A 21,967-nucleotide genomic window follows, 5' to 3' on the forward strand; every position below is an offset into this window, starting at 1 on the left:
GAAAACTATCACAATGTCAAAGTCGAATGACCCCCCGAATATGCTTTCTGGGCTAAAAATCTCGGAGAAACTGGATGCGTGCTCTGCGTCGTGTCCGAGTGAAAGATAGTCGCAACCTTAGTCGACAGGAACCTCCCAACATCTTCTTGGAATTGCCTGCCAGGAAATCTTTCAGAGAACAAGTCAGTGCATGGTGGGGTGACCAGCTCGACAAGTGAAATGATAATGGGTTCAGATTATGCAGCAAGGGGAGATTCCGCCACTTAAAACCCCCGACTTTCTTTACAAAGTTCTTAGGTTCAACCATCCCCTCAAAAGGCCAATCTCCTTCGGACCGCTGGGGAAAACAAGATGCCGCAAAACGGTGATAAGGGCATCGACTTGCCAACTACGAAGCCTACACCCTCACCTGCAAAACCCGACATGGTGAATTTGATTTCCTGAGTCGCCTAAATTTACCTAGCCAGCGAACTGTTTTTGCAAAGAAAAAAATTATTGCCGCTGGACGGAAATATTAAGCGAGCCGGGGCTGCCCTTGCCTTCTCTCCGCATGGAACGGTGCGATACGCCCATTATGCAGCGCCGAAGCAACTAAAACTCGCCCCACCCCCAAACCGACCAATGCCTCGACATCCGCAGGGGAAGCCATGCCACCGCCGGCCAATAGACAAACCTCCGGTAATTGCTCTCGAAGCTCCTGCAACAGCGGCTCCACCCCCGTCCCACCTCCTTCACCTACTGCAGCCAAGTCGAGTACTACTTGCTGCCGCACGCCTAAGTGAACGGCACGCTGGGCAACTTCCAGGGGCGTCAGATCGCGAAAGTCGTTACGGCTGGTTAGCAGCGTTCCGTTTTGAAGGTCCAGGCTGAAGACAAGCCGCTCGGCCCCGATCTCAGTAATCAGCTCGCTGAGTGATTGCCAGCTTTCCAGAGATTCGAGCCCGATAACCCAGCGATAGGGACGCCACTCTCGCAAACTCTGTTCACAAGCACGCCATTGATCAAGATTGCCAATTCCAGCATCTAACCAGACGTTAAGCCCTTGGACGGCGATCGCTTCCAGCCCCGCTGCGTCTACCTGTCCCTCGCAAATCGCGTTTAGATCGGCGACATAACAATCCTGAAAACCGAACGTCCTGGCATAAAGCATGGCGATCGTGCCTGGCCGCGAATCTTCGACATACCGCGAACTCACTGGCAAGTACTCGTCCCGCCGACCCGCAATGCCATGGACGACTTGCCCGTGGCGAAGATCAATCACCGGCAAAATGGCGTCGTACCAGGCTGGGCGATCAGAAGGTGAATTCAAGAGACTTTTCCGAATAGAGGGGCATATGTCGGTAGTAGACCTCTAGGATCATCGCCGAGAGACACGTTACGTACAATCGCCCTCCCACCTTGGCGTGCTGATCGTCGAAGTACCAACTACCGTTCGTGTAACCACGGCGAGACTGCGTTTTGACGAGATATTCCTTCATTTCCTCGTTCCACGCCTCCCACTTAGGGCCGCCGTTGTGACTCAAGACGTTCGTCGCGTAGTAGTTGTAATACATGTCGCTCTTCGATGGTCCTTCGTCCGCCAGGAATTCGATACCCTTCTGCAATCGCAAGTCTCCCCGAGGCCAGCCCAGGTACATTCGCGATAGAAGCCCAATCGAAGTCGGCGAGATCATTTTGCCGGGGTGCTGATACCCATAGTAGGCACCGTCGGCCTGTTGCACCTTGTCAAGCCAAAACTCCGCCATGCCGATAGTCGAACTTGAGACTTTGATGTCGCCTAAGAGCCCACTCTTGAGCGCCATGAGCTGCCAACCGAAAACACTGATGTCGCCTGGTTGCTTGGGCTCGTACCGCCATCCACCCTCGCTGTGCTGAGCATACTCAATGAAACGAATCGCTTGCGTGGCGTCCGCTTCAAGAGCTGGATCTCCCGTCATCGCGTAGGCTTCGCACAACGCTAACGTTGCAAGTCCCTGACCATACATCGAGCCCATCTGCAGGTCGCCACCATTGGGGCCGACAATGGCATTCGCTCGCAAGTAGTACAACCCCTTCTCAATTTTCTCACGATAGGGATTGTCGTTCATGTGCGTGTAGCCACGCCCTAGAAATGGCAGCAACGCCATACCGGTTGCTCCGGTCGCCGTTACGGGATCGCCTGGGTTTGGACTTAGTTTTCCCACCTCGGTCTTGTGATGATTAAAGCTCCACGATCCATCAGGTAGTTGGTGAGCAGCAATCCAACCGAGCGCCCGATCCACAGCATCTTCGGTAGCTGGCGAACCTCCACGAGCAGCGAGAAGCTCTTGTCGTAGCTCGCCACTTCGCCCTTCGAAGCCCCCTCCCTTTTTGGAAGGAATTGCTTGCTGCCAAGGCAAGTTCTTCTGCAGGTCTGAAGTTGTGTCGACGGTCATTGCCTGAGCTTCCGTCGCTGCCTCATTGGAATTGGGATCGACCAACTCACTCAACTCACCAATCGCAGCGGAATCGGTCTGCAATTGTTCTTCAAGTACATCTTGCGCGGTGTTAACTTCGATCGGCGTGGTAATCTGCTCCATCGCGAGATCAAGCGGCTCGTTTTCCGCCGGCAACAAGAGCAGCTCGTTAGCATTCCCTCCCCGACCGACCGGAGCCACCCACAGTGCCAAAATGACCAGTAGCACGAAATGGACGGCCGCACTGACCAAGAAGCTGATGCTGCCGCGCAAGCGGTCGGCAGAAAGCAGTTCCCATCTTCCAAACCGAAACTCAACGCGCACCGATTGCGACTCGACCGGATCGGACGAAGCATCCTCTGATTTCGCTTTGGAATTAGCAGTGGACAAGGAAGTGAATTACGAAGGCGCAACTGCGTGACAGATTTGCATAAGTGCTATGGCGAAGCAGCCCCCAACTCTAGGTCGCAATCCCTTTCCCTTCGCGCAGCAAAAAACCTCGTAGCGAAACGGATTCCACCACGAGGTTCTCCTATTTGAATCGTATCAATTGTAACGATTAGAGCGGGAAATCTTCTTCCGCGGCAGCCGATTTGTAGATCGGCAAATGTCGATAATAAACTTCCAGCGTCAGAACGCTGAGCGACGTGTTGTACAAGCGTCCTCCACGTTCCGTATGTGCGCCATTGAAGTGCCAACTACCCTCCTCGGCTTGTCCTTGCGGGACCTGGGACTTGATCAGGAAGTCACGCATCTTCGTGTTCCATTGCTCCCATTGCGGTCCGCCATACTGACGCATCACCTGAGTCGCATAGTAGTTGTAGTACATGTTGGCATTGTTCCCGACGCTTGGTCCCTGCTTCGCCAGATTGGCAACCCCTTGCTGCAACGCGGGGTTATCCTTCCGCCAGCCGGTGTACATGCGGCACAAGAGACCCACGGCATTCAACGGTGGACGGTCGCCTGGGTCTTCATAACCGTAGGCCGCCCCATTCTTTGTTTGCACGGAATCCAGGAACTTTACCGCACCAGCGATTGTATCCTTTCGGACGCTCAGATATCCCATATGACCGCTCTTCAAGCCCATGACTTGCCAGCCGACCACCGAGGTATCACCACGTTGCCGAAATTGGTAACGCCACCCACCACCAATCGGGTCTTGAGCCGCTTGAATGTAATTGACAGCATACTGAGCAGGCCGCATGAGATTCTTGTCCTGCGTCATCGCGTAAGCTTCACACAACGCAATCGTGGCGAGGCCATGCGAGTACATGTTGCCATCTTTTTCATGGAAGCTTCCGGTGTCTCCACGGACTTCCATCAGGTTGACCAAACCAGCTAATCCCGCCTCGACCTGCTTCTGATATTTCCCTTCCTTGTGCGTCATTCCTGAGCCCAAGAACGGTAATAAGGCCATTGCTGTCGCGGCTCGCGGCGAGTTCGCGAACTCGCCCCAGTCCTTACTTCCAGGCTTCTTTGCTCCCGTGCGGTGATCAAAGCTCCAGAGACCGTTCTTGAGCTGGTGATCGGCAATCCACTTCACCCCAAACACAACAGCTTCTTCCGAAGCCCCGGTGCCGCCGTTTTCTCGCAACATCTGTGTACGAGTGGCCTTCCCACGACCGGAAGTCGCGTTGCCGGTCATGCCCGCTTGCGTTGTCATGATGTCCGAAAACGGCATGGTGTCTTCCGCGAAGTCACTCAGATCGGCCATTTGTGTGGCTGCCATCTCCTCGTCGAAATCAGAGAAATTAGCCTCTTCAGCGATCTCCGCCTCTTCGGGCTGCTCGAGCGGATCGTCGAATTCGAGCTTCTGCTCGTCGATCGGCTCGAACTCTTCCATGACGAACTCTTCGATCTCTTCCGCATCTGGCGCATCATCGACCGTCAAAATCTGTCGCTGCTTATCGACTTCTGGCATGAAGATCGTCAGCAGAATCATGAAGAAGACAAGGTGGACAACCAAGCTAACCAGCCACGATGGAACAGCTGTGAATAGAAAGAACCGGCTCGCTAAGCGAGAGCGTCCTTCGTGATCAACATTGTCGTTCGCCATGGCAATTCTCCGGATATTTCGTCGCTTCACGCTAGAAGCGGAGACATTCAACTACGTGCCAAACAAGATCGCCTGCACACCAGGAAATATAGTTCCCAACCGAGTTATTGGACGAGCTACTCGAAACTGCGGGAACCCAGCATGCAGGCTGATAGAAAAGGATAAGGTATCTTCACTCTATCATAATCTTACGGGAGACAACCCACCACAGAACCCCCAATCAGGGTAGCATTGCAGCCATCACCTCGGACATTGCCGCCTGAGGTATCTGTTCCCCGCATTGATGTCTTCGTCCCTAATAGGGTGTATTATTCCCAGGATGTTCCCTTTAATAACGCTTTTTGGTAGGCATTCGTACTCGCGAAACGTTAGCCCAACGGTAGTTTTTTTGCGTGGTGATATCACCACTGCCAGCCAACCGTTACATTCCCGCTTGCCCCTTCCCAGGACGGCGGCAATTTGATAAAAACGAAGGTTTCGACAATACCTTCCATTGACCTTCATTAGGTAATTGGTCCAAACGCCATGGCCAAAAAGAATAAGAAAGCTGAAACCGTATTTCTGGTCTGCGAAGAGACTGGCGATTACAACTACTCGCTCCGCCGCAAGCCAGGCGGCGAAAAGCTTCGCTTGAAGAAATACTGTCCACGCCTGCGAAAGCACACCGTACACGCCGAAAAGAAGAAGTAAGCCCTCCGGCCGATCGCCTAGGTCGGTACGTAGTCAGTGGCAACTTCTTCGCCCGTATTAGGCGAGATTAATAAGCCGGATCATACCAATCCGGCTTATTGCATGCGCTCTCGCCAACCGAATGAAATCCTGTCTCTCCAATAGTCTCTCTTCTCACAAGGCATCTCCACAAATCATATCCTTAGGGCTGGAAATACGCTGGGGCGTCCCGATAATTGAGGGCAAGCCCCAACCTTATCCTTTGTTCGATGGAGCGACGCGACCTGACTCATGGATGCAAACTGGCGAATTCTCCCACATGACGTAGCCGTAGTCCGATCCTTAGAACGGGCCGCCAGCATCCCTCCCGTTGTCGCTCAGCTTCTCGTCTGTCGCGGAATTCGGGATCCGGAAACCGCCCGCGAATTCCTGGACGCCAAGCTTTCTGGACTGCGAGAACCTGACACACTGCCAGGCGTCAAAGATGCAGCAGCTCGAATTCATGCAGCCGTGAAGGCCGACAAGAAGATAATCGTCTACGGCGACTACGACGCGGACGGGATCACTTCGACCGCCATCCTTTATCGTTGCTTGAAGCTGATGGGCGCATCGGTTGGCTATTACGTGCCACACCGCATCGACGAAGGCTATGGCTTAAATGTCGAAGCGATTGAGAAGCTGTCAGACCGCGGAAATGATCTCGTGATAACGGTTGACTGCGGGATCGCCAGTGTGACCGAAGCGGCCAGAGCGAAAGAACTGGGCCTCGAATTGATCGTCACCGATCACCACGAGATGGGCGAGACGCTCCCCGATGCAGCCGCCCTAGTTCACCCCAGACTTCCCGGCACCAATTATCCTTTCGGCGGATTGTGCGGCGCGGGTGTCGCTTTGAAATTGGCTTGGGCACTTTGCCAACTGGAATGCGAATCGAAACGGGTTACCGATCGCTATAAGAACTATCTGCTTTCCGCAGTTGGCTTAGCGGCGATCGGCACGGTGGCCGACGTGGTACCATTAACCGACGAGAACCGTTTGCTGGTGCGACATGGGCTGAATTGTTTGCGCGAGTTCCCCGTCCTTGGAATCAGCGCCCTGATGAAAATCACAGGGCTCAACGACAAGCCCGCTCTCGCGAGTGACGATATCGGCTTTACACTCGCCCCACGCCTGAACGCAGCGGGTCGCTTAGGACAAGCACAGCTGGCAATCGAATTACTTACGACGGATTCGAACGAACGCGCCACTGCATTGGCCGATTACCTGCATCAATTGAACGATAGCCGATCGAGCCTCGAACGAAGCGTCCAACTGGCGGCGACCAAGCAAATCAAGGACGAGTTCGATCCAGAAAATGATCCTGCATTGGTCCTGGCTGGACACGGCTGGCACCCAGGGATCATCGGCATCGTCGCTGGACGCTTAGCCGAAAAATATAACCGACCGGTGGTTATGATTGCCCTCGACGAAGCTGGCGTGAAACCAGGCGTGGGCTCCTGCCGATCAGCGAATGGGCTGAATCTGCACGAAGCGCTGCAAGCCTGCGACCACCTCCTGCTCGGTCACGGCGGACACGCAGCAGCCGCTGGACTGCAGATAGACGAGTCGCAGATCGAGAACTTCCGTCATGAGTTCTTTGAATACGCGGCTACCAATGTCAACGAAGCCGACCGAGTCGCGGAATTAGTCATCGACGCAGAAGCGCCTTTCACCCAGCTCACTCGCCAGATCGTCGAACAAATCGATCTTCTTGGCCCCTTCGGTCAAGGCAATCCAAGGCCGCTTATGTGTGCCACCGGAGCCAAACTAGCCATGCCCCCGAAACGAATCGGCGGTGGCGAACGGCACTTGGCAATTCAGCTCGAGCATCACGGCGTTAAGATCCGAGGCGTAGCGTTCGGTCGGGGAGACTGGGCCGAAGAACTCGAGCAAACCGACGGCCCCCTCGATATCGCCTACCACCCCGTCATCAACACGTTCCGCGGTCGCAGCAATGTCGAGCTTCACCTGGTGGCCTGGAAGCCCACCGAATCGAACGTCCCGGCAAGTCATACCAGTTGACCGAACCTTCGCCCAATCAGTACAATCCGGTCCTTGTCGAGCCTCATCCCCCGTACCCTGGCGGATCGAGGCTGACCAGAATGGCCCAGATGGTCAATCTCCCACCTCGGGGTGTGGCTCAGCCTGGTAGAGCGCTGCGTTCGGGACGCAGAGGTCGCACGTTCAAATCGTGTCACCCCGACTTCTTTTAGATCTGTTAATGCTTCTGTATTTAGATTTCCTGCCAATGGTCGGCATCAGCCGTCATCTTCTGATTTGTTTAGAAGTTGCGGTCTTCTTTAGATGCGTTTGAACGCATTCCGCCTGAGAACAGCAAACTTTTCAGTGAAGCTGAAGGCAATAAACGCCCCTAGGCTCTTCGCGAATAGAACGACTTAGGCTTCCGCAGCTGGGCGTTTTCTAACCGTATTTCGTGTTCTTCCCAATCTACTCCGCAACAGGAGTAACCTGTTGAGTTGCCAAGTGAAGCCTTTTTTGGGGTTAGAACTCTCTTGCCAGCACACTATACTGAAGGTCACGCCTAATTCCCGCCTGCGTTACTCTCGCAATGTCCTTCGATAACTCCCGCCCTGCTAATCCCAAGTGAACATGATGTCTCGTGGAATCATCATTGCGTTGTTGCTAGCATTTGCTGCGAACGGTTACGGCCAAGACGAAGTCCATTTTGAAACCGATGTCCGGGGCATTTTTAAAAAGCATTGTTTTCATTGTCACGGTGAGGAAGAGACTGTTGAAGGTGGTCTTGACCTCCGCTTGGTGCGATGGATGATCGAAGGTGGCGATTCTGGCCCGGCGATTGTGGCGGGTAGATCGGAAACAAGTTTGATCTATCAGCGACTTGAGTCGCATGAGATGCCACCGGATGCTAGCAAGCAACTCTCGACAGAGGAACTTGCGAAGGTGAAGCGTTGGATCGACGGCGGTGCTAATACGGCCCGCCCAGAACCAGAGACGCTAGGCGACGAATATCTGATCACCGACGAAGAGCGGGCTCATTGGGCCTACCAGCCGATCAATCGGCCCGAAGTTCCGCGAGTGAAGAATACTGCCGCCGTCGCAAACCCAATCGACGCGTTTCTATTGGTGAAGCTAGAAAAACATGGCTATCAATTCAACGAGCCAGCCACACCAGATCAGCTGGTCCGTCGACTGTCGCTCGATCTATTAGGCCTACCGCCTGAGTCGCAATGGTCGTCGGAACTACAGGCGAGCGAAGATCCTGAGGGATGGAACAAACTGGTCGATAAGCTGCTCGCCTCGCCGCACTATGGGGAACGTTGGGGACGACATTGGCTGGATGTCGCTGGATATGCTGACAGCGAAGGCTACAGCGATGTCGACGCCGAGCGTCCGCATGCGTGGCGTTATCGCGACTATGTAATTCGCGCGTTGAACGACGGGATGCCTTTCGACCAGTTCATTCGTGAACAACTAGCCGGCGACGAGCTGGTATCATCCCCCATGAACGATCTCTCGCCCGAAGATGTCAAGCTGCTCGCAGCTACCGGCTTCCTACGAATGGCACCTGACGGAACTGGCGGTGCCGTCGATGACGCTCAGCAAGCACGTAACGATACGATAGCCGATACCATTCACATCGTCTCCTCGTCACTGATGTCGATCACGTTGTCGTGCGCCCAATGTCACGATCACCGGTACGACCCAATTTCGCAGGCCGATTATTATCGCTTCCGTGCGGTTTTTGATCCGGCGTTCGACTGGCAAAAATGGAAAAACCCCAAACAGCGTCTCATCTCACTTTATACCGATGCCGATCGCCAAGCGGCTGCGGAGATCGAAAAAGAGGCGAAAGTCATCGATGCAGCTGTCATCAAGAAACGGAACGAGTTCATCCAGGCGACTTTTGAAGAGCAACTGGCCAAACTGCCTGCTGAGATTCACGAGGTAGCTCGAACCGGATTTGCGATCGACGCTAAAAAGCGGACGCCTGAGCAAAAAGAGATTTTCCGCAAACACCCGAACCTCAACGTCTCCGCAGGTTCGCTTTACCTCTACAACCGGAAAGCGGACGACGAACTGAAAAAGATGCAAAAGAAGGCGACGGACGTTCGAGCCAAAAAGCCGAAACAACAGTACGTGCGAGCGTTGATCGAGACATCGGAGCAGATTCCGACAACTCGACTTTTCTATCGCGGCGATTACGCGCAACCGAAACAAGAGCTGACTCCGGCCGGCTTAACCATTGTCCGTCAGGTGTCAGGCCTTCCGGAGATTCCGGTGACATCAGAGAACCTGCCAACCTCTGGCAGACGATTGGCCCTGGCAAACTATCTTACCGATCCCAAGCATCCCTTGACTGCCCGAGCGATCATAAATCGTGTCTGGATGCATCACTTCGGCGTCGGCTTGGTTACAACGCCAACCGACTTCGGTGTGCTGGGCGAACGGCCGACGCACCCAGAACTTCTCGATTGGCTGGCAGCCGAGTTTATCGAAAGTGGTTGGGACCTGAAACACATGCACCGGCTGATCTTAACGTCCAATGCGTGGCGACAGGCAGTCCGGGATGATGCAGAGTTGCAAATCGATGACCCCGACAATCGATGGTATGGGGGAGCTCGCCTGCGACGTCTCGATGCCGAGACGATTCGCGATAGCCTGCTGACAATCTCCGGCGAACTGAACACAAAACAATTCGGTCCGCCGGTTCCGGTGATGCCGGACGTCGTCGGCCGGATCGTGGTTGGTGAAGAAAACACTAACGCGGGTCGACCAGGCGCGGTGGTTGATATGAAAGGGGAAGATCTACGACGAAGCGTTTTTATTCAGGTTCGGCGCAGTCGTCCATTAAGCATGATGGAGACGTTCGACCAACCGGCGATGAGTCCGAATTGTGATCAACGTCGACCTTCCACGAGCGCAACGCAGTCACTGATGATGCTCAACAGCGTGGAGCTGATCGACCGTTCACGGAAAGTAGCATCCAACTTGACGCGAGAGTTTCCAGACGATTCGACCAAACGGATTGAGTCGACCTGGCAAACGATCTATTGCCGTGCGATTGAAAAACAAGAGTTAGTCGACGCTCAGGCGTTTATTCAGTCCGTGACGGAAGACCTCGAGAAGCAAGCAGCCTATCAAGCTAAGGGGAAGAAGCAGCCGGTTCGTTCCGCCGATGAGGAAGCCCTCGCCGTATTGTGTCAGGTGCTTCTTAGCTCCAACGAGTTTTTGTACGTCCAGTAACAGGAAGAAAGAGCATGACTTCTCCTCACGATCTTGCTGTCGGTAGTCGCCGCCACTTTATGGCGACGAGTGCGATGAGTCTTGGTTCGTTGGCTTTTTCCTGGATGCAGCAGCAGGAAGCCTTGGCCGCCGAACAAACGAAGCCACCGATTGGGCCGCAGATCTTTGATAACACACCGAAGATTCCGGCAAAGCCCCCTCAAGCCAAAGCTATGATATCGCTCTGGATGCAGGGAGGACCGAGTCATCACGACCTATTCGATCCCAAGCCGGAAATGAAGAAATACGACGGCAAGGAGTTCCCAGGCGAACTAAAGCAAGATAACAAAGCCCAGGCAAGTTCCAAGGTATTTGCTTCACCCTGGAAATTTTCTCCCAGCGGACAATGCGGGATGGAGCTTTCCGAGCTATTGCCTCACCTACAAACGGTGGCGGATGACATCTGCTTGATTCGCTCGATGAAAACAGGTGTGAATAATCACGGTCAATCGATTCGGGCGTTACAGGGTGGGCGTATCACCGGTGGTCGGCCAACGCTCGGAAGTTGGATGACCTACGGATTGGGATCAGAAGCCGACAATCTGCCAGCCTTCGTTGCGTTGATCGATCCAGGACAACTCCCAGTACTGGGAGTTGAGAATTGGTCAAACGGTTGGTTACCGTCGATCTATCAGGGAACGGTCATTCGCCCGACCGAGCCGCGAATTCTGGACCTGACGCCGCCAGCTCACTTGAAAGGAATGACGCAGCAAAAATCGCTGGAATTCTTAGAACAGTTGAATTCACAACACGTCCAGCAATTTGCCGATGTTTCGGATCTCCAGGCGCGGATGGCTAGCTATCAATTGGCCGCCAAAATGCAGTTGGCAGCGACCGAAGCACTCGACCTGTCGCAAGAGACCGCAGCGACGAAGAAGATGTATGGGATCGATCAAAAAGAGACGGCCGACTACGGCAGTCGCTGCTTGATCGCGCGACGTTTGATTGAGAGAGGCGTTCGCTTCGTCCAGATCTACACCTCCAATCAGTTATGGGATAGCCACGGACGTATTACGACTCTGCTGCCCAACGCCTGCAAGAAGGTCGACCAGCCGTCAGCCGCCCTGGTCGCCGACTTGAAGCAGCGAGGCTTGCTCGACGAAACGGTAGTACACTGGGGAGGCGAAATGGGGCGACTACCGGTCGTTCAGAATGACGCCGGGCCCGCTAAGATTGGTCGCGACCATAATACGTACGGGTTCAGCATGTGGGTCGCGGGTGGCGGCTTCCGCGGAGGCCATGTCCACGGCAAGACCGACGAGTGGGGACATCACGCGATCGAAGGGGTAGTTAATCACTTCGACTATCACGCCACGCTACTCCATTTGTTCGGCCTAGAGCATGACAAGCTAACCTACCGCCGCAGCGAACGGGATCAGACGCTTACCGATGGACAGCCAGCAAGGATCATACACGACCTTCTCAGGGCATAGTCCAACGCTTCGGGTTTTTATGCGTACTTCGGGACTAATTCACGAAGGCCTTGGGAACCAGATCCGTCAGCGTTTCTTGGATTTGCTCCCAGTGGATCGGCTTAGTAAAGAAAGCAGAGGCTCCCATGCTTCGCATTTGACGCTCGATGTAGCCTTCTTTTCTTCCGGTCAATACGACGACGGGAATATCGGCCGTGACCGGTGATTCTTTCAGCCGACGCATCACATAGGCTCCATCTCCGCCTGGCAATTCATAGTCGAGAATGATCGCGCTGGGTGCAGACATGAACGCGTATCGGTATCCATCTGCGCCCTCATTGGAATTGACGGCTGTAATTCCGATTCCCTGCAGACGTCGACGAAGCGAAAACGCAACGTCCTCGTCATCTTCGATCGTGAGCACCCATGGACTTGAATCAACTTCCGTTGGGTCTGTTGTCGGTTTGGCTTCTCGCTGTTCCATTTCAACTCCCAGGATGTCAAATACACGGTCTAGAATCTCTACACAACTTGTCGAGGCGTCTTCTTCGAGAGCTTCGCTCATTTCGTTTTTCCTTGGAGGAATTTTAAGCAGATCACACAGCAGTGGCTCAATCTGACTCCAAATATCGGTCGTCTTGGGAATATAAAACGCGCACAATTGATGGCAACGTTTGACGACTTCCGAAGATGTATTGCCGGTCAACACAATCACAGGAATCGAGTTCAACTTTTCGTGATTAACCAGCATTTCACAAACGGAAAGGCCATTACCATGTGGCATGTTTACATCCAGAACGATCGCCTCAGGATGAAATGCTTCCGCTTTGGCGAGGGCCTCCATCGCGTTGCTTGCTTCTAAGACATTCAGCCCAAGCTTCTCACAACGAAGCCTGAGCACATCGACGATATCGGTGTTGTCGTCCGCGATCAGGACAGTCTTCTTCATCGAAGTCTCCACATGGTTCTGGGGGGTGAATCAGGGAAAACGTAGGTTTACGCCAAGACCGGCATCAGCACGGCATGAATGGCGGAAATGATTCGATAGCCTTCATATGGCTTCTGAACAAAGAACCTGGCACCAGCGTCCAGTGCGCGGTACTCGTCCGACAAACTGGCGGAAAGCATAATGACCGGAATCTCCGAGGTAGCAGGATCCATCCGCAAATCATGCAACGTATCCAGACCATCCTTCTCCGGCATTTGCACATCCAACAGAATTACATCCGGATGACTCCTTTTGGCTGCCTCAATTCCGCTTGGTCCGTCCTTCGCGAACAATGGCGAAAAACCGGCGGCCCGTAACCAGTAGGATACGCCGTCACGTATATCGTGCTCGTCATCCACAATCAGAATTTGCTTTGAATCGTCCATTTTCGTCTTTGCCCCTATCGAAAAAGGAATGAGATGGTCTTGGCTCAATGTACTGCCAAGGACTCATCCGTATGAAGACTAAACTCTGTCTTCAGAATGCGATCAAATTCGCCAAGAATCCGACGTGCTGAGATCTGTGCTGGCCACTTTTGGATAATGCGTCGTGAGTAGCCGGGAAGTGGTCCTTGAGGCCGGTTTCGATTGAATCGACCGAAGTCACGATTGGCTCTTTCTTCCCACCGTGGCATCTCGTTTTCGGGAATCGAGAGAACGAGCAGCCACTCACGAGTCGATAATCGAAACAGGAGATCCTGCCTGCGTAGTAAACAGTTCATGAAACGATCGAAGTCATTTGCATCCTTTTCAGCAATCGTCTCCCCAAGCGAGATTTTGTTGACGAACAACGGAAAGGGAGAACCATTGCGAATTTCTAGCCAACGCCAAAAGACCTCGCTTGGTTCGGCGAGTGGTACAGTGAAAGCGAATGTGCTTCCTCGCCCAATCTCACTTTCGACGCTGAGTTTGCCAAGATTGACGCGAGTCAACCGCTGAGCAATGCTCAGCCCGAGACCAAAGCCCTTACCGCTGGTCGACTCACTGTTTTCAAGCTGCTCGAACCTTTGAAAGATTTGCTCTAAACATTCCGGTTCAATACCTGGGCCATGATCGGTCACGCCAATCATGATCTCAGCCTCGATCGGATGATATTTGGCCCACAAAACAATCTTCTGACCCGGTTCGGAGAACTTGATTGCATTGACCGCGAGATTGCTAATCACACGAACCGTTTTCTCACTATCGCAATAAGCATCTGGCAAGTCTTTCGGGCAATCAATAACTAGTTCAATTCCCTTGATCGAAGCCCGTTCTCGCAGCAAACTGGCCGCATGAGCAACGATCTGTGGAATACTGACCGGACGCCGCCAGGCATTGAGTAGCCCAGCCTCCAACTTGCTCGCGTCTAGGATGTCGTCCACCATGTTGTTAAGATCATCCGCCCGTACTGCTACCTTACCAAGCAGCTTTTTTTGCTCGGGGTTGATGTCGCCAGCCATCCCGTCGCGGACAATCGAAACATAGTCCTTGATCACGGTTAACGGCGTTCGAAGATCATGCGAAACGTTATCTACAAACTCTCTCGCAGTCCGATAGAGCTTGCGCAAATGTCGGTTCTTCTGCTTCAGTTGGGTCGCCTGATCACGCAGTTGTCCCTGACTTCGCTTAAGGTGACGCACCAAGCGTTTTATGCGGTTCAAATTGCTTTGCCGCTCAATGGCATGAACAACCGCCCGAGCAAGGGCACTGCCGCAAAGTTCTTCCTTCAAACGAAAGTCTTGGGCTCCAGCTGCCAATATTTCGTCTTCAATTTCCGGTGTCGCCACCGATGTGATTGCTAAAATGGCAGAGTTCTTGCTCAGTTCACGCAGCTTTGCAACGGTTGCGATCCCGTGGCAGTCAGGTACATGAACATCCGCAATGATGGCATCGACTGAACCGCGTTGCAGATAAGCCATTGCCGCCTCCATACATGGCGTGCATTTAATATGGAAGCCGTACCTCGATTGTTGAAGCTGACGCGTGATAATGCGCGCATCTGCGTCGTCATCCTCTAAGATCAACACCTTGATTGTTGCGTTCTCTGTTTTCATTCGTCCTGCCCTTTTGCCTTTGGAACTCACGTGCAGGTCAATTCGAGACCAACCATGAAAAACGCAGATATTTCTGGACCGACAAGTAGCCGGATCGTTGCATGAATTTCGTCACTCACTTCACCATCGGAGGTATCTACCCCCTCCATCAACAACCTACCCTGCGATATCTTTCTCGCATCTTGCCGAAGCTAGTTTGCGGATTTGCGCACTAGCTTGAAAAGCCAGTTACGGGATGGCATGCAGAATATCACTTCAATGTGTGCTGATGCATATAGAAACTGATAGACCCGTTACAAGCCGTTCAAACTGGCCTCGGGATTGGTCGCTAGGCAACCATTCCAAATCTCATGTCTAAATGGGTATATCCGATCTGAATCCGGAATACCGGACGTCGCCTTGCTTAATCATCAGATCTCGTTGCAAATGGTCGAAAACATGGAATGATGAGTTAGACGAGCACTTACTCGCCAAAACGTTTCGCTATGTACGTGCCCCATCGCAATCCTCGTGTTTCCTAAATAGCCAGCATATTCCCCATGCGTTTCCTTACGATTGATGACAGCATTGCCGACGCCCGTGTCCTTCAGGCCATGCTTATCCAGGCATGCCCCGCAGGATTCGAATCGGTACACGTACTAAGCGGAGAGGAAGGATTCGAGCAGATCCAGGAAAACAACTTCGACTGCGTCTTCTTGGACTATCGCCTCGAGGATTCCGACCACTGGGAATTTCTTCAGAAGATTCGTGAAGCCGGAAATGATGTGCCAATCATCGCCATCTCAGGCGCGGGTAACGAACAGATTGCCGTCGAGGGCTTAAAACTGGGTGCTCAAGATTATCTGGTCAAGGACTCCGTTACTGCGGAGACCGTACACCGCGCACTGACTAATGCGATTGAAAAGGTAAGACTCTCTCGGGAACTTGCTAAGCGGCAGAAAGAGCTCCGAGATTTCGCTCACATGGCAGCGCACGATCTTCAGGCCCCACTTCGCCGCATCACCCAGCTTTCTGAGTTTCTCAAGGAAGATCTGGAAGGGAAGCTCGACGAAACTTGTGCAACCAATGTCGACCTCATTGGCACCAATGCACGGCGGCTTCAAGCGTTGGTGCAAAGCTTGATCGAGTTTGCCCGTAACGGCTCGCTCGAAAGCCGAAGGCAAGAGGTTTCATTAGACCAAGTACGTGATGCCGCCCTATTCAACCTCGATCTTCAGATTCGAGAATCGGGAGCGACGATTCAATCGGAACCGTTGCCGAATGTCACCGGAGACGACGCAACACTCACACTTCTCTTCCAAAATCTCATCTCAAATGCGATCAAATTTCGAGGAGTAGAGGCCCCACGCATCCGAATTTCCGCTCAGCGGGAAGAGCGTCAGTGGAAGATTTCGATCTCCGACAATGGAATTGGGATCAGCAAGGAATACCTGGAAGGTGTCTTTGCCCCTTTTCGACGCTTACATGCCCAGCGAGAATACGAAGGCTCTGGTATCGGCTTGGCAACATGCCAGAAGATCGTCGAACAACATGATGGCCAAATTTGGGTTGAATCAGAGCCTGACCAGGGCTCTACTTTTTACTTCACGATTCCCGATCCATCGACCTAGGATTGATTCGTCGTCCTTGCCAGATAGACATCATGATCAGCAACGCCACCTCCGCCCCCTCTTCTAAGTCGAGACTGATCGCTGCGGCATGGTTATTGATCGCCGGAAGAATCTTTCTATGTCTGGCTCTCGTCACCGCATGCATTGTCATGTTGGCTTGGCCCGCCGGTTGGATTAGCCTTCGATCACTAGTCGACGGCCTTCCTACCATGAAGTTCAACACGGCACTTGGTCTAGCCGCACTGGCCGCAACAGGACTGCTCCGATCTCGTGTGCACTTCGTGGTCAACCGTATCGACTGGGCGGCGATTGGATTGGCGGCCTTTGTATTCGCGCTAGCAACAATAAGTCTGCTAGAAGTCGCGTTCTCCTGGGATTTCGGCATCGATACGCTTCTCAGTGACGATCCTCGATCAATCCGTATCGGCAGAACTCCGGGGCTGATGTCTACCGGAACGGCAATCGGACTTTGGCTACTCGCCGTCAGTCAAATCATTTCCAACTTCGTGCCCACTTGGGTCCGAAAGTCGATCGCCTCCTTAGCTGGCATCTTGGGGCTCATTAGCATTTTCCTCTTCCTCTTTCGCAACAATGTTCGCGGAACGAGTATCTTTTCGACGACCGCGATTCACACGGCAACGTTACTCGTCTTTGTAGCAGCTGGCTTCTTTCTAGTCTGGCGTGGATCCCGATTTATTCATACTGAGAGCGATCAAGATATTGTCCTCGCAGAACTTCGACGGGCACGCCCTATCAGTGGAGTCGTTGTCGGAATGCTGGCCGTCGCCTTGCTCGTCACAGGAAGCTTGGTCTGGGATGCCCAGCGAACCATTCGAGAAGCAAACAACGCCAGATTCGCTTATTACACCAACTTGGCGGTCGAAGACATCGATCGCAGCATCAACCGTGTCGTCTACGGACTGCGTGGACTTCGTGGTCTCTATATCGGCAGCCAACACGTCTCGCGCGATGAGTTTGCAAAGTTCGTTTTATCGCGAAATCTAGCAGTTGAGTTTCCTGGCGCAATCGGGTTTGGTTTGATTCAACGAGTCGAGCGTTCCAATTTGAAAAACTATATCGCGGAGGTTCGCGCGGACAATACTCCAGAATTTCAAGTCTTAACGACCGGAAACGCTCCCGATCTCTTCATCATTCGCTACATCTATCCTTTAGAGCAAAACCAAACTGCCTGGGGCTATGATATCGGTTCGGAGACTACCAGACGCGCAGCCGTAGAGAAGGCAACCAGAACCGGGAAACCGACAATCTCGGGCCGGATCGAACTTCTGCAAGACAAACAGAAGACCAGTGGTTTCCTTTACTTCTTACCAATCTACCAATCCGCGGAAACGCCGCTTTCGCCCGAAGAACGCGTCAAACAACTTCGAGGACTGATCTATGCACCAATCATCCTTGAACAAACATTAACCGGCATCGAAAGTCTCACGCTTGGGAACGTTGAGGTCGTCATTCAAGATGTCGAAGATCCTGATTCACCGACCCTCCTTTATGGAGATGACACACTTCTCAACTCCAGGGATTCGAAGTTCGCCCCTAATACTCGCCAGTTCTCGCTTACACGAGAAATTATCGCCGGAGGCCGCAAATGGCGGATCAGTGTGTTTAGCACCCGTGGATTTGAAAATCGAATCGATCGAGTCACACCGGCAATGATTGGTGTGGGGGGAATTACGTTGAGCATGCTTCTGGTCGGCGTCATTTGGCTGATGGGTCGCAACATGGCGCTCGCGCACAACTTGACGGTCGAACTACAAACAAGCGAAGAAGTCGCCAAAGAAGCACGACTTGCAGCTGAAAAAGCCAATTTGGCCAAGAGCGAATTCCTCGCGAATATGAGCCATGAAATCCGTACGCCCATGAACGCGATCATTGGCCTTACCGACTCGGTACTGCGAACCGAACTAACCAACGATCAGCGAGATTATTTGCGTACGGTTGCCGAGTCCTCCAATACCCTGTTGCAAATCATCAACGACATTCTCGACTTCTCAAAGATTGAAGCAGGCAAACTCGAACTCGACGAGGAAGAATTCCAACCACGAGACTTGATCGCAAAATTACTTAAGTCGCTTTCTCCGAAACTCCACAATCGAAATGTCGAAATCGTCTATCACGTAGAACGATCGGTCCCGACACTTCTCAAGGGAGATGCTCGACGACTCGGACAGATCCTGCTGAACCTGGTCGGCAATGCGATCAAGTTTACTCACCAAGGCATGATTGAAGTCAAAGTGGTGAACGTCCCTACTGAGAGCGCAAGTGTCGATGAAATCCAATTGAAGTTCTCGGTCCGTGATACGGGCATTGGCATTCCACCAGACAAGCTGGATTCGATATTCAATGTCTTCGAGCAAGCCGATACTTCGGTTACGCGTCGTTATGGCGGCACAGGCCTGGGTCTGACGATTTCTTCGCTTCTAGTACGAAAGCTGGGTGGCGAGATCTGGCTTGAAAGCGAAGAGGGAGTGGGAAGTACGTTTTACTTCACGGTCAAACTTCGCAAGGCTCAATTTCAAACGCCTCAGCCATGGCAAGACGCTGCTCACATTCTGGCTGGCAAACGAGCACTCGTCGTGGACGATAATGAAATCGACCAACTGATGCTGAAGGAAGTTGCCGAATCGTACAATATCCAAGCTCAAGTCGCCGATTCTGGTGCAAAGGCGCTCGAACGCTTGCGAGCCGCGGCAACAGACGAATATCCATTTGACGTAGTGATTGCCGACGTCAGGATGCCGGAAATGGATGGCTATGAGATGATTCAAAAGCTGCAAGCGGCACCCGAAACCTACGGGCAGCCAGTCGTCATCTTGGTTTCTTCGGGTGGCATCAACAGTCACGATCGAGACACGACGCTCCAGATTGCCTCCCGGATTCGCAAACCGATTAAACCGTCGGAATTGCTCGAGGCGATCATCGATGGCTTCGGAATTGGCACTACGGAAGAAGTCATCTCGACCTCCGACGAATTGGAAACGGTCGAATCGAGTATTCCCAAGCTTCGTGTATTGGTGGCCGAGGATAGCCTACCGAATCAGAAAGTTGCGATGGCTATTCTCAAACGACGTAACCATGACGTTACCATTGTGCAAAATGGCCTGGAAGCATTAGAGACTGTTCAGCACAACCAGTTTGATGTTGTCCTGATGGACGTGCAGATGCCAGAGATGGATGGTCTGACGGCTGCTTTTCAAATCCGTGAGCATGAACAAAAGCACGGCGGGCATGTTCCGATTGTTGCCACTACGGCTCATGCATTGAAAAAGGATCGGGAACGTTGCCTGTCCGCCGGTATGGACGAGTATGTCTCAAAACCACTTTCTGCCGACGAGTTATTCGCAGCGATTGAGAATGCGATTCACCGCAGCAACGGTAACGCAGCGGCCCCGTTGACTCTATCTCTTGGCGCGTCCACCGAACAACCAAAATCAGAATCGGCACATACGCAAATCCCTTGGGAGAAACTTCTTGAGCGACTTGGCAATGACCACAAAACGCTAATTGATATCGTAGAAGCTTATGCCCCTGAGATGGAAAAGAGCATGGAGAACATTCGCACGGCTTTAGGAAAGTCCGATGGCCATTTGCTGACGATTTCTGCGCATAAACTCAAAAGTGCACTCCGTTTTTTCCATCAAATCGAGACCTCGAAAATCGCGGAAACTCTTGAAAAGCGGGGACTTAACAACGAATTCGAAGCCGCTCACCCTGAGGCGGATGAGCTTGAACGTAGGCTGTCGCAGCTTATGCCTTGCCTGATAGACTTTATTCCAGCTTGACCTTTCCTGTCTTCCTGGAAATTCCTGCCCATATGGTCGCCAACCAAATTACCATTTTGCTTGTAGACGATGACGATGTGGATGCCGATATCATCCGTCGAGCGATCACGAAGCAACGTATTGCGAACCCGATCGTACGTGCTCGCGATGGCTTAGAAGCATTAACGGTCCTTCGCGGTAACGAATCAGAAGCCGCTCTGAATCGTCCCTATTTAATTCTGCTCGACCTGAACATGCCCCGCATGTCCGGCATCGAATTTCTGCAGGAACTCCGGGACGACAAAAACCTTCACGACAGTATCGTGTTTGTCCTCTCGAGTTCGCTCGACGATCGTGACATTCTTAAATCCTATGAGAAGCATGTCGCAGGCTATCTCCCCAAAGGCAAGTTTGGTGACCCGTTTGTCGATCAGCTTAACTCGCTACAACTGTACTGGCGTTATATCGAGTTCCCACCGGAACATTGAATTCTCGCTAGCAGCTTTGAGCTAGTATTTTAGTCTTTTCCGCAAATAACATTCCTGTTTGATGTTGTCGAACTCGCTTTTGACATGTAGAACATTTACTACGTATTAAAGACGAGATGCGGGGAAGTGATTCCCGGCAGGTTTCTTCACCGGTTCGACTGGACGTCACGCTCTTGTCATGCGAGCAGTCCGCCTTCTTGAGGGCGTGATTTGTGGAATGTATTCCAAACTGCTTACGTGACGTCAATTATCGGTGCCTCTGTACATTCAGGTAGGACGATACCTGAACGAATCCGACGGGAAAGGAAACCAAGCTATTCTCGTGCTCTCTCGAAGTGCCCAGGAGTCGATTGAATTTCCTAATTTGGGAATCTCCATCAAGGTACTACAAATTTCGCGTTCCCGAGTTCGACTCGGAATCGACGCCCCGCGAGATGTTCAAGTAAGACGCCAGGAACTGCCACCTGACGACTTCAGTGGCCTACCTAAGAATCACGAGCAGATCACGGAATCTCCTATTACAGAGCACCTTCGCACCGCGGTTGATTCTTTGCGGAAGGTGCAAATTGCCGCTGAGATCACCGAGTCAGATCACGTACTCGCGCTTTTGACGCGTTTTATTCGCGATTTGGAAGTACTCGATCGCCAAGTCCAAATGTGGTCGCCATCCCCCACGACACCACGCGGCGAAGAACATCGCCGAGCCTTGGTCGTCGACGATAACGAGAACGAAGCCAAGCTGCTGGCAAGCTTTCTCCGCCTCAAACAGTTTCAGGTCGATTCGGTCTACAATGGCGCCGATGCATTGTCGTATCTGGCCAATAACGAAACGCCCGATGTCATCTTGCTCGACATGAACATGCCTCAATACAACGGTGGCTGGACCGTTCGTGAGATCCGTCGAGATACGAAGTTCGAACATCTCAAGGTTTTCGCCGTCAGCGGAGCTCATCCGACAGAATACGGCGTTGAAGTTGGTCCAGGCGGATGCGATCGCTGGTTCCAAAAGCCGATCAATCCCAGCACGCTCGTGGACGAAATCATTCACGGTGCCAACACACGAGAGAGTGTTCTGAACTGATCAGCGTAGCCAGTTTTCAGTCGGGCAAATTTCCTGATCCATCAAGTCCAGCACTTATCATCTAGCATCGATCGAAACGGTTGAGAACCGAATGGTAGGAGGAAAACCAG

14 protein-coding genes and 1 tRNA gene are annotated in these 21,967 nt (G+C 52.6%); 9 read left to right on the plus strand and 6 right to left on the minus strand.

Annotation, left to right across the window (positions count from 1 at the left end; genetic code table 11):
* Positions 1-514: 514 nt before the first annotated feature.
* The 3 genes from C5Y83_RS10050 to C5Y83_RS10060 form a co-directional block, all read right to left on the minus strand.
* Positions 515-1,309 carry a HisA/HisF-related TIM barrel protein gene (locus C5Y83_RS10050; RefSeq protein ID WP_158262307.1) on the minus strand — a complete coding sequence of 265 codons (795 nt, stop codon included), beginning with the start codon at positions 1,307-1,309 and terminating at the stop codon, positions 515-517.
* The gene (locus C5Y83_RS10055) at positions 1,293-2,825 is read right to left on the minus strand and encodes a terpene cyclase/mutase family protein (RefSeq protein ID WP_146117731.1); all 1,533 of its coding nucleotides are present in this window, start codon (positions 2,823-2,825) and stop codon (positions 1,293-1,295) included. The genes C5Y83_RS10050 and C5Y83_RS10055 overlap by 17 nt, the downstream gene beginning before the upstream one ends.
* Positions 2,826-2,994: 169 nt before the next feature.
* Positions 2,995-4,491 carry a hypothetical protein gene (locus C5Y83_RS10060; RefSeq protein ID WP_105329540.1) on the minus strand — a complete coding sequence of 499 codons (1,497 nt, stop codon included), beginning with the start codon at positions 4,489-4,491 and terminating at the stop codon, positions 2,995-2,997.
* A 525-nt stretch (positions 4,492-5,016) separates the two neighbouring features.
* Here C5Y83_RS10060 and rpmG point away from each other — a divergent pair.
* From rpmG to C5Y83_RS10085, 5 genes are all read left to right on the plus strand, one after another.
* The gene (rpmG, locus tag C5Y83_RS10065) at positions 5,017-5,181 is read left to right on the plus strand and encodes a 50S ribosomal protein L33 (RefSeq protein WP_105329541.1); all 165 of its coding nucleotides are present in this window, start codon (positions 5,017-5,019) and stop codon (positions 5,179-5,181) included.
* Positions 5,182-5,451: 270 nt separating this feature from the next.
* Entirely contained in the window at positions 5,452-7,221 is a 1,770-nt protein-coding gene (gene recJ / locus C5Y83_RS10070) for a single-stranded-DNA-specific exonuclease RecJ (RefSeq protein WP_105329542.1), read from the plus strand.
* A 107-nt stretch (positions 7,222-7,328) separates the two neighbouring features.
* Positions 7,329-7,402: transfer RNA gene (locus C5Y83_RS10075), tRNA-Pro, on the plus strand.
* Positions 7,403-7,809: 407 nt separating this feature from the next.
* Positions 7,810-10,425: a PSD1 and planctomycete cytochrome C domain-containing protein gene (locus C5Y83_RS10080; protein WP_105329543.1), complete on the plus strand. Its 2,616-nt coding sequence runs from the start codon at positions 7,810-7,812 to the stop codon at positions 10,423-10,425.
* Positions 10,426-10,439: 14 nt separating this feature from the next.
* Positions 10,440-11,897 carry a DUF1501 domain-containing protein gene (locus C5Y83_RS10085; RefSeq protein ID WP_105329544.1) on the plus strand — a complete coding sequence of 486 codons (1,458 nt, stop codon included), beginning with the start codon at positions 10,440-10,442 and terminating at the stop codon, positions 11,895-11,897.
* Positions 11,898-11,931: 34 nt separating this feature from the next.
* Here C5Y83_RS10085 and C5Y83_RS10090 read toward each other — a convergent pair whose 3' ends face one another.
* From C5Y83_RS10090 to C5Y83_RS10100, 3 genes are read right to left on the minus strand one after another with little or no spacing between them, the layout of a single operon-like run.
* On the minus strand, positions 11,932-12,825 hold the full coding sequence (locus tag C5Y83_RS10090; RefSeq protein ID WP_105329545.1) for a response regulator: 894 nt from the start codon (positions 12,823-12,825) through the stop codon (positions 11,932-11,934).
* 47 nt (positions 12,826-12,872) lie between these two features.
* A complete protein-coding gene (locus tag C5Y83_RS10095; protein ID WP_105329546.1) occupies positions 12,873-13,250 on the minus strand; it encodes a response regulator transcription factor in 378 nt (125 codons plus the stop codon).
* A gap of 44 nt (positions 13,251-13,294) precedes the next feature.
* On the minus strand, positions 13,295-14,899 hold the full coding sequence (locus C5Y83_RS10100; protein ID WP_105329547.1) for a hybrid sensor histidine kinase/response regulator: 1,605 nt from the start codon (positions 14,897-14,899) through the stop codon (positions 13,295-13,297).
* 539 nt (positions 14,900-15,438) lie between these two features.
* Here C5Y83_RS10100 and C5Y83_RS10105 point away from each other — a divergent pair.
* The 4 genes from C5Y83_RS10105 to C5Y83_RS10120 all read left to right on the plus strand — a co-directional run bounded on the left by C5Y83_RS10105 (position 15,439) and on the right by C5Y83_RS10120 (position 21,857).
* On the plus strand, positions 15,439-16,509 hold the full coding sequence (locus C5Y83_RS10105) for a sensor histidine kinase (RefSeq protein WP_105329548.1): 1,071 nt from the start codon (positions 15,439-15,441) through the stop codon (positions 16,507-16,509).
* Positions 16,510-16,541: 32 nt separating this feature from the next.
* A complete protein-coding gene (locus tag C5Y83_RS10110; protein WP_105329549.1) occupies positions 16,542-20,309 on the plus strand; it encodes a CHASE domain-containing protein in 3,768 nt (1,255 codons plus the stop codon).
* A complete protein-coding gene (locus C5Y83_RS10115) occupies positions 20,282-20,776 on the plus strand; it encodes a response regulator (protein ID WP_233207180.1) in 495 nt (164 codons plus the stop codon). The genes C5Y83_RS10110 and C5Y83_RS10115 overlap by 28 nt, the downstream gene beginning before the upstream one ends.
* Before the next feature lie 322 nt (positions 20,777-21,098).
* Entirely contained in the window at positions 21,099-21,857 is a 759-nt protein-coding gene (locus C5Y83_RS10120; protein WP_158262308.1) for a response regulator, read from the plus strand.
* Positions 21,858-21,967 lie beyond the last annotated feature (110 nt).

Source organism: Blastopirellula marina, assembly GCF_002967765.1.
Classification (GTDB): domain Bacteria; phylum Planctomycetota; class Planctomycetia; order Pirellulales; family Pirellulaceae; genus Bremerella; species Bremerella marina_A.

Coding starts and splice junctions, on each gene's coding strand:
- C5Y83_RS10110 (WP_105329549.1), top strand. CDS start 16,542: ATGATCAGCAACGCCACCTCCGCCCCCTCTTCTAAGTCGAGACTGATC.
- C5Y83_RS10080 (WP_105329543.1), top strand. CDS start 7,810: ATGATGTCTCGTGGAATCATCATTGCGTTGTTGCTAGCATTTGCTGCG.
- C5Y83_RS10095 (WP_105329546.1), bottom strand. CDS start 13,250: ATGGACGATTCAAAGCAAATTCTGATTGTGGATGACGAGCACGATATA.
- C5Y83_RS10090 (WP_105329545.1), bottom strand. CDS start 12,825: ATGAAGAAGACTGTCCTGATCGCGGACGACAACACCGATATCGTCGAT.
- recJ (WP_105329542.1), top strand. CDS start 5,452: ATGGATGCAAACTGGCGAATTCTCCCACATGACGTAGCCGTAGTCCGA.
- C5Y83_RS10105 (WP_105329548.1), top strand. CDS start 15,439: ATGCGTTTCCTTACGATTGATGACAGCATTGCCGACGCCCGTGTCCTT.
- C5Y83_RS10060 (WP_105329540.1), bottom strand. CDS start 4,491: ATGGCGAACGACAATGTTGATCACGAAGGACGCTCTCGCTTAGCGAGC.
- C5Y83_RS10100 (WP_105329547.1), bottom strand. CDS start 14,899: ATGAAAACAGAGAACGCAACAATCAAGGTGTTGATCTTAGAGGATGAC.
- rpmG (WP_105329541.1), top strand. CDS start 5,017: ATGGCCAAAAAGAATAAGAAAGCTGAAACCGTATTTCTGGTCTGCGAA.
- C5Y83_RS10085 (WP_105329544.1), top strand. CDS start 10,440: ATGACTTCTCCTCACGATCTTGCTGTCGGTAGTCGCCGCCACTTTATG.